This window comes from Agrobacterium sp. CFBP2214, from assembly GCF_030209895.1.
GTDB lineage: Bacteria > Pseudomonadota > Alphaproteobacteria > Rhizobiales > Rhizobiaceae > Agrobacterium > Agrobacterium radiobacter.
This window is the reverse complement of record NZ_JARVRC010000001.1, coordinates 325,155-338,019: the sequence shown is the minus strand read 5'-3', so window position 1 is coordinate 338,019 and position 12,865 is coordinate 325,155. Positions and strand designations below refer to the sequence as shown.

At 59.4% G+C, this 12,865-nt stretch carries 11 protein-coding genes; 2 read left to right on the top strand and 9 right to left on the bottom strand.

The features are described 5' to 3' along the window. Positions 1–117: 117 nt before the first annotated feature. Positions 118–1,743, top strand: a complete 1,626-nt coding sequence (gene pgi, locus QRN60_RS01660) for a glucose-6-phosphate isomerase (RefSeq protein WP_080865790.1) — start codon at positions 118–120, stop codon at positions 1,741–1,743. Between the two features lie 89 nt (positions 1,744–1,832). Continuing rightward, complete coding sequence (locus QRN60_RS01655; RefSeq protein WP_080866517.1) at positions 1,833–2,702, top strand: ornithine carbamoyltransferase; 870 nt, start codon at positions 1,833–1,835, stop codon at positions 2,700–2,702. Positions 2,703–2,717: 15 nt separating this feature from the next. Here the strand turns inward: QRN60_RS01655 and QRN60_RS01650 are convergent, their stop codons facing one another. From QRN60_RS01650 to QRN60_RS01610, 9 genes are all read right to left on the bottom strand, one after another. Then, a complete protein-coding gene (locus tag QRN60_RS01650) occupies positions 2,718–3,446 on the bottom strand; it encodes an esterase family protein (RefSeq protein WP_080865788.1) in 729 nt (242 codons plus the stop codon). Then, positions 3,443–4,408 (bottom strand): acetylxylan esterase, encoded by a 966-nt coding sequence (locus tag QRN60_RS01645; RefSeq protein ID WP_080866516.1) that lies wholly within the window; start codon positions 4,406–4,408, stop codon positions 3,443–3,445. The genes QRN60_RS01650 and QRN60_RS01645 overlap by 4 nt, the downstream gene beginning before the upstream one ends. 124 nt (positions 4,409–4,532) lie before the next feature. Further along, the gene (locus QRN60_RS01640) at positions 4,533–5,459 is read right to left on the bottom strand and encodes a carbohydrate kinase family protein (protein ID WP_003503619.1); all 927 of its coding nucleotides are present in this window, start codon (positions 5,457–5,459) and stop codon (positions 4,533–4,535) included. A 99-nt stretch (positions 5,460–5,558) separates the two neighbouring features. Next, positions 5,559–6,257 (bottom strand): orotate phosphoribosyltransferase, encoded by a 699-nt coding sequence (locus tag QRN60_RS01635; protein WP_003503621.1) that lies wholly within the window; start codon positions 6,255–6,257, stop codon positions 5,559–5,561. Between the two features lie 168 nt (positions 6,258–6,425). Continuing rightward, on the bottom strand, positions 6,426–7,463 hold the full coding sequence (pyrC, locus tag QRN60_RS01630; protein ID WP_112292914.1) for a dihydroorotase: 1,038 nt from the start codon (positions 7,461–7,463) through the stop codon (positions 6,426–6,428). Positions 7,464–7,576: 113 nt separating this feature from the next. Further along, positions 7,577–8,614 carry a 4-hydroxyproline epimerase gene (locus tag QRN60_RS01625; protein ID WP_003503625.1) on the bottom strand — a complete coding sequence of 346 codons (1,038 nt, stop codon included), beginning with the start codon at positions 8,612–8,614 and terminating at the stop codon, positions 7,577–7,579. Between the two features lie 128 nt (positions 8,615–8,742). After that, a complete protein-coding gene (locus QRN60_RS01620; protein WP_112356030.1) occupies positions 8,743–10,065 on the bottom strand; it encodes an alpha/beta hydrolase in 1,323 nt (440 codons plus the stop codon). Positions 10,066–10,253: 188 nt separating this feature from the next. Beyond that, complete coding sequence (scpC, locus tag QRN60_RS01615; protein ID WP_060722846.1) at positions 10,254–11,750, bottom strand: succinyl-CoA:acetate CoA-transferase ScpC; 1,497 nt, start codon at positions 11,748–11,750, stop codon at positions 10,254–10,256. Between the two features lie 291 nt (positions 11,751–12,041). After that, positions 12,042–12,842, bottom strand: a complete 801-nt coding sequence (locus QRN60_RS01610; protein WP_060722845.1) for a phosphodiesterase — start codon at positions 12,840–12,842, stop codon at positions 12,042–12,044. Between the last annotated feature and the right edge of the window lie 23 nt (positions 12,843–12,865).

Sequence of the window (12,865 nt, the reverse complement as noted above, 5' to 3'; positions counted from 1 at the left end):
CCGGGCGACCGGCTCTTTCTTTCATCCCGGCCCTTTTCTTTTATCAAAGTCGCCTTGATTTGGCCGCCTGAAAAAGAATAGTTTCCTCATCCTTCCACGGAAGCCGAGGAGCACAAGATGCAGGCCACCATCGAAAAACTGAAAGCAACGGCGAGCAGCACAGCCGCAACCGATCTTCGCGCCGCCTTTGCGGCCGACGACAAGAGATTCAGCCGTTTCAGCGCCAAATTCGATGACCTGCTGATGGATTATTCCAAATGCGCCGTGAATGAGGAGATCGTCACGCTTCTCGAACAGCTCGCACGCGAAGGCGGCGTCGAGGCAAAGCGCGAGGAGATGTTCTCCGGCAAGGCAATCAACTTCACCGAAGACCGCGCCGTGCTGCATACCGCGCTGCGCAATCGCTCCAACACGCCGGTTCTCGTTGACGGCAAGGACGTGATGCCTGATGTGAACGCCGTTCTGGCGGCCATGGGCAAGTTTGCCGATGCGATCCGTTCCGGTTCGCTGAAGGGCGCGACTGGCAAGAAGATTACCGACGTCATCAATATCGGCATCGGCGGCTCCGATCTCGGCCCTGTCATGGCAACGCTGGCGCTCGCACCTTTCCATGATGGCCCACGCGCGCATTTCGTTTCCAACATCGATGGCGCGCATATTGCCGACACACTGAAGCTGGTTGACCCCGAGACCTCGCTTTTCATCGTCGCCTCGAAAACCTTCACCACCATCGAAACCATGACGAATGCCGCCACGGCGCGCCGTTTCATCGCCGAAAAGCTGGGTGAAGCAGCCGTCAAGCATCACTTCGCCGCCGTTTCGACCGCGCTCGACAAGGTGGCTGCCTTCGGTATCGAAAGCGACCGCATCTTCGGTTTCTGGGACTGGGTTGGCGGACGTTATTCGATCTGGTCGGCCATCGGCCTGCCACTGATGATCGCCATCGGGCCGGATAATTTCGGCAAGTTTCTGGATGGCGCGCATGCCATGGACAGGCACTTCCGCGAGGCGCCGATCCGCGAAAACCTGCCGATGCTGCTCGGCCTCATCGGTTTTTATAACCGCAACGTGCTGAATTATCCAACCCGGGCGATCCTGCCCTATGACCAGCGGCTCTCGCGTTTCCCCGCCTACCTGCAGCAGCTCGACATGGAATCGAACGGCAAGGGTGTGACCATCGACGGCACGCCGGTCGAAGGCCAGTCCGGCCCGGTTGTCTGGGGCGAACCCGGCACCAACGGCCAGCACGCCTTCTATCAGCTCATCCACCAGGGCACGAGCGTCATTCCGGCGGAATTCATGATCGCCGCCAACGGTTTTGAGCCAGAACTGCGCCACCAGCACCAGCTTCTCATCGCCAATTGCCTGGCGCAATCGGAAGCGCTGATGAAGGGCCGCACGCTTGCCGAAGCGAAAGCCCAGCTCACCTCCAAGGGCATGGAAGACAAACTCGCCGATTTCATCGCGCCGCACCGCGTTTTCACCGGCAATCGTCCGTCCATCACCTTCGTCTACGACAAGCTGACGCCGTTTGCGCTTGGCCGCCTGATCGCGCTCTACGAGCATCGCGTCTTCGTCGAAGGCGTGCTGTTCCGCATCAACTCCTTCGACCAGTGGGGCGTGGAGCTTGGCAAGGAACTGGCGACCGGCCTGCTTCCCGTCGTTGAAGGCAAGGAAAGCGCTGCCGGCCATGACAGCTCGACGCAGGGACTGGTGAAGGCGCTGGCGGGACTGGCGGGATAAACCCCACACGCCGCAATTTACGAAAGCCGGAAGGAGACTTCCGGCTTTTTTCAATGCAGCGTTGGTCGAATATCGTTTTGGAGGCGCATATGCCGTTGCAGCCGGGCAAGGACTTTCTGGAGTTTCACGACCTGCCCGCGGATGCGGTCTTCTCGATCATCGACCGCGCGTGCGCTCTGGCCGAGGACTGGTCAAAGGCCACGATGCCACAGACCCTCAAGGGAAAGCGCATCGGGCTGATCGTTGATGACACCGGCTGGCGCAATACCGCAGCTTTCGATCTTGGCATTCAGGCGATGGGCGGCATTTGCGTCACCGTTCCGATCAGCTTTAACGGCCGCGAAGACATTGCCGATCTGGCGGGCTATCTCGACAATTGGTTCGATCTGCTGATCGTGCGCACGAAAGAACTCTCGACCCTCCGGGCGCTTGCAGCCGAAATGCGTGCGCCTGTCATCAACGCGCGGACAAAGTCCAATCATCCATGCGAAACGCTTGGCGATTTGGCCTATGTCAAAAGCGTGAGAGGCCGGATAGACGGCCTCAAAATCGTCGGTGTGGCACCGGATGCCAATATTTTACGCTCATGGGTCGAAGCCTCGATTTCCCTGCCCATTCAGGTCACGCAGGTTTATCCCGATCAATGGCACGTCACCGATGCCGCCCTCATCAATCCGAACTTCCGGGTAAGCACTGAGATGGCAGAGTTGCTGGATGCGGATGTCGTCATTACCGATTCCTGGCCCGCCGGCGCGGATTTTCATCTGACCGATTATCGCGTATCCGCATCGCTTCTCGACAGGATGCGGCCCGATGCGATCTTTTTGCCCTGCCCGCCAGTCGCGCGTGGTGAGGAGGTGACGACGGACGCCATGGTGCACCCGGCCTGCCAGAGCCGGGCAGCGAAGGCATTTCTCCTACATGCCCAGAATGCCCTGATGGAATTCCTGCTCGCCTGAGATGCGGGTCCGGCCTCAAATATAAAGCGCAGCCATCTTGCGCCACGCGCCCGCACGGTGGGCGCGGCCATCCCAGACATGCATCTGATGCCCCACCTGCTTATCCGACAGGACCCGGCTCAGATGATGATTGTTGTCCAGAAACGGGTCGGCATCGCCGATGGTGAAGACCATGTCGATGCGGCGCAGGTGATCAAGCCGCCATGGGCAGGCGAGGCCCGGCAGAAAATGGCTCGGCATGTGAAAATAAACATCGTCATCGTAATAACCATCGAACAGGTCACCGAAAGATTCCACCTTCATCGTCAGATCATAACGACCGGAAAAGGCGACGAGCTTGCGAAAAAGATGCGGGTGGCGAAAGACGAGGCTGGCGGCCTGAAACGCACCGAGACTGCAGCCCTGCACGATCGTGTCACTATTCGGGTTTTTCTCGGCCATCAGCGGCAGCACTTCGTTCAGAATATACTCTTCGAAAGCGGCATGTCGGCGAATGCGATCGGCGGGATGATGCCCGGCCGCATAGAAGGTCTCTCTGGCCAGCCCCTCTATGCAATAGAGCTGAAGGTGGCCCGCCTCCAGCTTGTCGGCCAGACTGCCGACAAGGCCCAGTTCCTCATATTCGAAGAAACGCCCATCGCGGGTGGGAAACATCAGCACCTTGGCGCCAGAATGGCCGAATATTAACAGCTCCATGTCGCGATGGAGCCTTTGACTATACCAGCGGAGATATTCGCGTTTCATAGCACCTTGAAAAACCGTCTGACCTTGTCCTTATGGACCGCATCTTGCGATGCGCTGTCAGGGTAATCGAAATGTCCGGCGTCGAGGATGAAGATTTCATTAAATTTTGATTGTGGCAGCGCATTGGCCACCGCGAACTGGCAAGGCGGCGCCACTGCCGGATCGAAAAGCGCAGGCGCGACCAGCATCGGCACTTTTATGCGGGCGGCGGCGCAGGCGGCATCGAACAGGCGCAGCGTTTCAAGCACATTGGCATGGGTCTTCTGGTACGTCTGAACCGCATCCGCGCTGCCGACGGTGGGCAGCGTCAGCCAGAACGGCCGGTGTCCGAATGTCGGGACCACCAGATGGCCGCGATCAATACGCTCGTCGAAAGGGATGGCCAGGGCGCCAATGCCGCCGCCGAAACTGATGCCGCTATAACCCACCTGCCCCTCCAGCCAGGGATAAAGGCTTATGAGCGTGGAAACGGCAACCCACAGATCATCGACGCAGCCGCCAATGATGTAATCGTCTTTCCTGTCGATATTATAGAGAACATGGAGGGCCGGGTCGGACGAGATCGGCGGGCAGGCGCTCAGCGAAAGCCCGCGAAAACAGGGAAACAGCACGGCTGTTTCTTCCACCGGCACGTCGAAATCAGGAGCCTCGCGACCGCCATAACCATGGCCCACAACGAGGCCGCGACGCACCTGCCCCTCGCGCGGCAGCAGCATCCACCCGCCGATACGAAAACCGCCGGTGGAGGTGTAGGTCATATCGAGGACATGCCAGCGGGGGTCGCTGAGCCTGCTCTTGCGCAGTACCGGTCGAGGATCCGTGGCGAGCGCGCGGCGATGGCGCTTTTTCCAGAAATCATCGAAGCCCGGCGGCGCCTCGGGCGGGGTGATGGCCAGCAACTGTTCACGCTGCATGCCATAGGTCGGGTCGAAATCAAAAGGATGGGACTTGGGAACGCTCATGCGATGCTTGTTTCGTGAAAAAACAGCGGACACAAGCTTCATAATATCGAAATAACGGTTTTTTACGGCTTTAGCGGCGGGAAGAGTGTTGAACCACCTGTTCAAAATGGTTCAACCGCGCCCATCACAAACCGATCTCATGCGCAAAGGGTGGATTCGCGCCGGCCCGCGAGACCGTGACCGCCGCAGCCTTCGCACCCAGCGCCAAAGCCTTCCTGATCTGCTCTTCCGTCAGCGAGGCAACCTGCGCCTTGGTCAGAAGGCCCTGCATTTTCAGCGAAGCGAGAATGCCGGCATCGAATGTATCGCCCGCACCGACCGTATCGACTACCTCTACTCGCTCGGACGCCACTTCCACCTTGAAATTGGCCGAATAACCAACGGCACCCTTGGCGCCCCGGGTGACCACGACGAGTTTTGCGCCATGATGCAACCAGTGGCGTGCGAGCGTCTCCTCGTCGCCTTCCACTCCGAACCATTCAAGGTCCTCGTCGGAGAATTTTACGATGTCAGACTTCGCCGCCATACGGAGGATGCGGGCCATATGCGCCTGCTTGTCCTTGATGAAACCGGGGCGGATATTCGGATCGAGCGAAATGACGCGGCTTTGGTGCTCGCGTACCAGCAGCGCCTCATAGGTACTGCCGCAGGGTTCCGGAATGAGGCTGATGGCGCCGAAATGCAGCGCCTCGCAATCCGCGCCAAGCGCCGGAAGATCGGCCTCGGTAATCATCCTGCCGGCGGTATTCTCGTCATAAAAAGCGTATGTGGCATGGCCATCGATGAGCTTGACGAAGGCGATCGTGGTCGGCCGCGAAAGCATTGCGCAATAGCTGAAATCCACATTGCTCGCCCGCAGGGTTGTCCGCAGGATATCGCCCATCATGTCGTCGGAAAGACCTGTGAAGAACGCGGATGGGACGCCGAGACGCCCCAGCGCAATCGCCGTGTTGAAGACCGCTCCGCCTGCATAGGGGGCAAAACCAGCCTCACCCAGCGTCGTCTGCCGGGGCAGCATGTCGATCAGGGCTTCACCACAACACAGGATCATTACGGTCCTCCTCAAACAGCAAATCAAATGGACTTAAATCGATTTAGACGAAGATCGATCGGAAGGCCAGCCGCAAAACCGGGCTGGCCGCATCCGAAATCACGATTGCGGCAATTCGCTGACACCGCCGCGCTTTGCCGACCACGGCAGGGGGTTATCGAGGAAGGCCTCGACCTCGGACAGGGTCTCTTCGTCAAACAGTTTTTCAGCGCGGGCGACCGCCAGAACGTCGCGCCAGGTCGTCAGGTAATGCAGCTTGACATTGCCGTTGGCGAAGCGCGCTTCGGCCTCTTCGAAGATGCCGTAATAGAAGAGCGCAATGCCGTGATCGACGATACCGCCCGCCGCACGGATGGCGTCGATGAAGGTGAACATCGAGCCGCCGGCCGTCGTCAGATCCTCGATGACGAGAACGCGTGCGCCTTCCGGCATATGGCCTTCGATCTGGGCGTTGCGGCCATGGCCTTTCGGCTTCTTGCGGCAATAGATCATCGGCAGGCCAAGGCGCTCGGCAAGGAAGGCGGCAAAGGGAATGCCGGCCGTTTCACCGCCCGCCACACAGTCGAACTTCTCGAAACCGGCCTCGCGCATGACAGCCGCCGCCGCAAAATCCATTGCCGCCGAGCGGATGCGCGGGAAGGAGATGAGCTTGCGCATATCGATGTAAACCGGGCTCTTCATGCCTGAAGCGAAGGTGTAGGGGCTTTCGGAATTGAAATGGACCGCCTTGATTTCCCACAACATCTTCGCAACCAGTTCCGCAACAACGGTGCGGTCAGTGAATGTGAAATGGTTCATAGGCGTTCTCCTTTTTCGGCCTTGGTTTATCGCTCCGAAAACCCGGATCGGTTTTCGGAAAGCACAGCGTCTCGGTTCAGCATTGCAGGCATCCGCAGGCGGCACCGAAGGGCGAATGCCTGGGGACCATAACAAAACCGCCGGCAGTGCCGGCGGTCATCAAAAAAATCAGCTTACATCCCAATGAAGCGGGAACATCGGGTCGAATACGGTCACCGGCCCGGCGCCCGTCTCGATCTTGGCGGGAAACGACACCGGCTCCTCGCGTTTGACCAGCGTGATCGTCTCCTCGTTCGGTGCAAGACCATACCAGGCCGGGCCGTTGAGCGAAGCGAAGGCTTCCAGTTTATCGAGGGCATTTTCATCCTCGAAGACATGGGCAAGGCAGCTCATGGTGTTGATGGAGGTGTAAATGCCGGCGCAGCCGCAGGCGCATTCTTTCAGCGGGTCCACATGCGGGGCGGAATCCGTGCCGAGGAAGAAGCGGGCATCACCCGAAGTCGCAGCAGCCCGCAGCGCAAGCCGGTGCTCCTCGCGCTTGGCAACGGGCAGGCAATAATAATGCGGCTTGATACCGCCGACCAGAATGGCATTGCGGTTGATGATGAGGTGGTGCGTGGTGATCGAGCCGGCCAGATTGGCCTTGGACGACTTGATATAATCCACGCCGTCGCGGGTGGTGATGTGCTCCATGGTCACCTTCAACTCTGGCAGACGCTGGCGCAGGGGTTCCAGAACCGTATCGATGAAGGCTTTCTCGCGGTCGAAAATATCGACTTCCGGTGTCGTTACCTCGCCATGCACGCAGAGCGGCAGGCCGATCTTCGCCATGCGCTCCAGAACCGGCATGGCCTTGTTGAAATCGCGCACACCCCCGTGGGAGTTGGTGGTCGCGCCAGCCGGATAGAGCTTTACGGCGGTGATGAGGCCGCTTTTTTTGCCCTCTTCCACGTCGTCGGCCTGCGTGTCTTCAGTCAGATAGAGGGTCATCAGCGGCTCGAAACGATCGCCCGCCGGAATGGCCCTGACGATGCGTTCGCGATAGGCGCGGGCATCGGCCATGGTGACGACCGGGGGCACCAGGTTCGGCATGATGATGGCGCGGGCGAAATGGCGGCTCGTATCCCCGATCACCCCTTCCAGCATTGCCCCGTCACGCAGGTGCAGGTGCCAGTCATCAGGGCGGCGCAGGGTGAGCGACTTCATCGGGATACCTCGGAGCATGACGGAATTGGCGCCCGCTTAGCATCTTTTGCCGCGGGAAAACAGCCGCCAAAGTCCATCAGGCAGCTGTAAATGTCATTTTTTTGAGGCGTGGCTCAGATGTTACCCGCCTCCGGACCCCAGACATCGGTCATCGCGAAACCATCAGCCAGGGGGTCGAAGGGATCGAGACCAACCTGATGCAGACCGAAGGTGAAGCCGCGCCCGGCGATGGTTGGAATGACGGCAGGACGGCCTGCCACCTCGGTGACGGCGGAAAGGCCGACATCGAATTCCGAACCGATGATCGAGCGGGATTTATATTCATCTCCCACCTTCACCTTGCCGCGCGCATAAAGCGTGGCAAGATTGGCGGAGTTGCCGGTTCCGCAGGGCGAACGATCCGCCCGGCCCGGCCACATGGTGGTGCAGGTGCGGATGGAACCGTCCGCATCCACATCCCGGAACATCACATAGGCGACGCCTGAGATGGCCGGGATTTCAGGATGGACGACCGTCATTTCGCGGTTGACCAAATCTTTCAGGATCATGCCCGCCGAGACCAGCTTCGCGGCATTGGCCTTTTCGATCGTGAGACCAATCTGGCGGACATCGACCAGCGCATAAAAAATGCCGCCATAGGAGATATCCATCGTCACCTTGCCCCATTCGGGCGTGTCGATGCTGACATCCAGCTCGTGCACGAAGGACGGCACCATGGTCAGCTTGACCTTTTCGCAGCGTCCGTCGCGGCAGGTGGCCGTGGCCTTTACCAGACCGGCCGCCGTTTCCAGAATGATGACGGTTTCCGGTTCCTGCATTTCCACCATGCCGCTTTCCAGAAGCGCCGTCGTTGCGCAGATGGAATTCGAGCCCGAGCTGGCATGCGCCTGATCCGGCTGGAGAATGACGAAAGCCGCATGCGCATCCGGATGTTTCGGCGGCAGGAGAAGATTGACCGAGCCCATGGGCGTGCCGCGCGGTTCCAGCGTCAGAAAGCGGCGCAGAGCCTCACCCTGCGGATCGGTATTCATCCAGTGAAGCTGTTCAGCCACAGTATTGCCGGGAATTTTCGGCGCACCGCCGGTGACGACACGGCCGATTTCGCCTTCGCAATGGACATCGAGAAGCTGGAGAGTGCGTTTCCAACGCATGGGGTCTTACTCCGGAAGTTGAGCTGTTAACCGGACCATACAGATAAAAATACAAGCTGTATACAAAACTACGGGAGCGTGATGACAAAAACGCTTAGCGTTTCCGCCCCCCTCTCTCGCATCGTAGTCTAGCGGTTACGGCATTCCGCCCGGTTTCGATTGGCAGTGGCATCGCAGTTCACCCTTGACGATTGAAGCGCCTGATCGTCCACCACGGAGCCGGCCGTATCACCCACCGATCCGACCGTGTTTTCCATGGAGCGGCCCAGTCGTTCCACCTGCCTGCCATAATTTTCCCGTGTGCGCGGATCGAAGACTGCAATCGGTGCGCTGACCACCACGCTGGCCGCCGTCCCAACGGTTTGCGCAGCACCAATGCTGACAGCGCCAAGAGCTTCACCGAGACCGACGTCGGAATCCGTTACCGTCTGCCCGGCGATAAGGCGGTCGCCAATCAGACGCACGACCTCGGGGCTCTCGGCAAATTTGCCATGGTTCAGTCGGTCGCCGGATTGCAGCTTGGTGAGATCGAGAACTGTGATACCGGCTTTTTCAAGCTCGCTGCGATAGGGCTCGACAGATGGATCGATCTGGCCGAGACGGTCGACATTGCCAGAAATGCGGCGCGACAGGCTGAGCGCGCGGTCATCCTGCGAAACGAAAAGCGTGAATTTCGGCGGGGTTTTGCCGAGGCTTGCAAATTGCCGGCTGAACACGTCCACATCCAGATCCGGCGCCGCGAGGATGACATTGCCGATCTTCGGATCGACACGGCCATTGCGGATGGCCATCTGGCGCAGCGCCTCCACCGCAAGCCAGGTGCCCATGGAATGGGCCATGACCGTGACCTCGCCGATGGACCTGTCCTTGGCGAGGCGGGTCAACATTTCCTCCAGCGCATCGCGCGAATAGTTGGTGCTTTCCTTGTCGTAGTTATAGTCAAAGATGCTCGCTCGCGACGGCCAGGTGAAGACGACGGGCACGACGTCAGTGCCGGAATCATGGACGATCTGCGCGAAGCGATAAACGGATTCCTCGTACCGGTTGTTGAAACCGTGAACGAAGACCAGCACGCGCCGGTCCTTCTGGATGTGTCTGCCGATCCAGCTTCTGGTCTCGGCTTCGGAGCGAATGGGCTCCACCGCCACCGTGGTGAAATCCTTCAGCGGATTGGGCGGCAGCTTCTTCGGCCATTGCACCTGCCCGACCTTGCGGTTGGCGTTGGGCGGAATGGAAACCGTCACCGCATCCACCTTCAGACCCGTTCCACGCTCGCCGCCAAAAAGCACGGCGGCGTTTTCCGATGGCGCGCGGGTGGTGGCGACGAGAAGATTGACCGGCGTGGTTCCCGCCACGGTCTGCCCCGTCGGCGTCATGACCCCGATCGGACGCCCCCCGCAACCGGCGAGCAGGGCGACAATGGCGATTACGGCCACGAAGCGAATGGGCATCACATCACTCTCCTACAACCCAGAGGCAGCCGGAAAGCAGCCGGGGGAGAGGATTTTCTACCGGAGGCGGAACCGCCGCGCCAGCAACCTGACCACTAGAGCGGACAATTTCCGCCCCGGTGTGTCCAAACGGACCCAATTGTATGGCGGTTGAGCCGGCAGCGAGGGCACCTTTAAAAAACGCAGGCCTATTTCTGCGGCAGCATCGTGCCCCTTTCGCGCAGCGCCTCATGCCAGGATAGCGCCTCTTCAATGAGATGCGGCGTGTGCCCTCCCCGCGCCACCGCGCGCTGATAATAATCCGTCAGCGCATCACGATATTGGGGGTGCACACAGTTCGCGATGATAACCGCCGCGCGCTCGCGAGGTGCGAGACCGCGCAGATCGGCAAGCCCGGTCTCGGTCACGAGAATATCGACATCATGTTCGGTATGATCGACATGGCTGACCATGGGCACTACGCTGGAAATGGCACCGCCCTTGGCGATCGATTTGGTGACGAAGATGGACATATAGGCGTTGCGGGCGAAATCCCCCGAGCCGCCGATGCCGTTCATCATGTGCGTTCCGCCGACATGGGTGGAATTGACGTTTCCGTAAATATCGAATTCCAGCGCCGTGTTGATGCCGATAATGCCAAGGCGGCGGATGACTTCCGGGTGATTGCTGACCTCCTGCGGGCGCAGGATCAATCTGCTCTTGTAATCGGCCAATCGCGGCATGACCTGCTCGTTCATGGCGGAAGACAGGGTGATCGATGAACCCGAGGCAAAGGTCAGCTTGCCCGCATCAAACAGTTCGAAAGTCGAATCCTGCAAGACCTCCGAATACATTTTGAGGTCGTGAAACGGCGTATCGATGAAACCATGCATGACAGCATTGGCGATGGTGCCGATGCCGGCCTGAAGCGGCTGGAGTTCATGGGTCATGCGGCCGTGACGCACCTCGTTCAACAGGAACTCGGTGAGATGGCCGGCAATGGCCTTGGTCCCATCGTCAGGCGGCAGCACGGTTGAAAAACTGTCGCTCTTATCACTCAGAACGATAGCGGCGATCTTTTCCGGCGGCACCGGGATGAAGGGCAGGCCAACACGGCTATCCGTTGCCACCACCGGAATGGGCATGCGGGTCGGGCGCCTGGCGGGAATGAAGATGTCATGCAGCCCCTCCAGCACCTCGGGCTGCGACAGGTTGATCTCGACGATGACCTTGTCGGCCAGAATGGCGAAGCTCGCGGAATTGCCGACGGAGGTGGTAGGAATGATGCCGCCTTCCGCCGTAATCGCCACCGCCTCGACAATGGCGATATCGACCCCGTGAATCTGGCCGCCGCGCAATTGTTCGACCGTTTCGGAAAGATGCTGATCGATGAACATCACCTTGCCGTCATTGATCGCCCTGCGCAAAGCCGGATCGGACTGGAACGGCATGCGGCGCGCCAGCATTCCCGCCTCGACCATGGTCTTGTCGAGATCGTTGCCCAGCGACGCACCGGTCATCAGGGTGATTTTCATGGGATGTGTCTTGGCGCGCTCGGCCAGCGCCAGCGGCACGGCCTTCGCTTCCCCGGCCCGCGTAAAGCCGCTCATGCCTACCGTCATGCCATCCTGAATGAGACTGGCGGCCTCTTCGGCGCTGACGATCCTGTTCAAGAGGGACGCGTTGCGGATACGCTTTTCAAGCATGCACTTCTCCATGATCTGTCATCACGATGGCACGGCATTTTGTTGGCCACCTCTCAGCGACTATGGCGTGCAGTTTCATCGATGAAACTGACATAGATCAAGGGTGTGAACGGAACCATGGCTCTCGCGTATCAAATCCGTTCAACAAACCTCAAGTGACGCATCGGCGCGACAGGCCGCGGGGTCTTCTCACCACTGCAGCCTTGTGATTTGCAAAAAACCTCTCCCTCACCACCCGCAACAGGCGACGAGGCGGAGGTCATCTCTCTGCAACACGGAAATCGTCCGGTGTCAGGGGCCTTCGCAGACAGGAGCCTGACCGAGCACGACCTGCCCCACTTCCGCATCATAGGCACGCAGGCCAAATGCGCCGAGGCTTATGACCCGGTAACAGGGATTGCCGCCCGTCCACAGCGGATCGACAACATCGATATCGGTGATGAAACGGTGCGCGCAAGCCTGACCGGAGCTGTAAGCTATACCTTCCGCCGTCGTGCCCGCCATCGGCACATGGATGTGGCCAAAAATGATGTGACGTATGCCGGCCGGATGGGCGGAGAGGCGGCGCATGACAGCACCGTCATCATGCATGCCGATATGTTCGAAATGGCGGATGCCGCAATCCATCGGCGGATGGTGAATGAAAACCGTCACCGGCAGATCGCCTGCGCCTTCCAGCGCACTCTCCAGCCATGCCAGACGATCCGCGCCATACATGCCGCCTATGACATCGGCTTCGTGGCTGTCGAGAAACAGCAAACGGCCAAAATCCGTATCGATGAAGGACTGGATATAACCGTTATCGTCGCGCGGCTGCTCGGGAAAGGCGGCCACGAATTCCGGTCGGCGGTCATGATTTCCGAGCATCAGCCTCACCGGCATGGAGACCGGTGTGAGGATATCGCGAAGCAGCTCATAGGCTTCCGGCTCGCCGTAATTACAAAGATCACCCGTCATGACAAGAAGATCAGCGTCGGCGTGTTTTTCGACAATATCGGCCACCGCCGCACGCAGCTGCTTTTCCGGGTCGACGCCGTTTACAGCAATGCCGGGCGGTACGAGATGGGTGTCGGTAATCTGGATGATCTTCATAACGGGTCTTTCTGCACAAAATG

Excerpts from the sequence above, each read along its gene's own strand:
- QRN60_RS01645 (WP_080866516.1), bottom strand. The coding sequence starts at position 4,408 with ATGAGCGTTCCCAAGTCCCATCCTTTTGATTTCGACCCGACCTATGGC.
- pyrC (WP_112292914.1), bottom strand. The coding sequence starts at position 7,463 with ATGAAGTCGCTCACCCTGCGCCGCCCTGATGACTGGCACCTGCACCTG.
- QRN60_RS01650 (WP_080865788.1), bottom strand. The coding sequence starts at position 3,446 with ATGAAACGCGAATATCTCCGCTGGTATAGTCAAAGGCTCCATCGCGAC.
- QRN60_RS01620 (WP_112356030.1), bottom strand. The coding sequence starts at position 10,065 with ATGCCCATTCGCTTCGTGGCCGTAATCGCCATTGTCGCCCTGCTCGCC.
- QRN60_RS01635 (WP_003503621.1), bottom strand. The coding sequence starts at position 6,257 with ATGAACCATTTCACATTCACTGACCGCACCGTTGTTGCGGAACTGGTT.
- QRN60_RS01640 (WP_003503619.1), bottom strand. The coding sequence starts at position 5,459 with ATGATCCTGTGTTGTGGTGAAGCCCTGATCGACATGCTGCCCCGGCAG.
- pgi (WP_080865790.1), top strand. The coding sequence starts at position 118 with ATGCAGGCCACCATCGAAAAACTGAAAGCAACGGCGAGCAGCACAGCC.
- scpC (WP_060722846.1), bottom strand. The coding sequence starts at position 11,750 with ATGCTTGAAAAGCGTATCCGCAACGCGTCCCTCTTGAACAGGATCGTC.
- QRN60_RS01610 (WP_060722845.1), bottom strand. The coding sequence starts at position 12,842 with ATGAAGATCATCCAGATTACCGACACCCATCTCGTACCGCCCGGCATT.
- QRN60_RS01625 (WP_003503625.1), bottom strand. The coding sequence starts at position 8,614 with ATGCGTTGGAAACGCACTCTCCAGCTTCTCGATGTCCATTGCGAAGGC.
- QRN60_RS01655 (WP_080866517.1), top strand. The coding sequence starts at position 1,833 with ATGCCGTTGCAGCCGGGCAAGGACTTTCTGGAGTTTCACGACCTGCCC.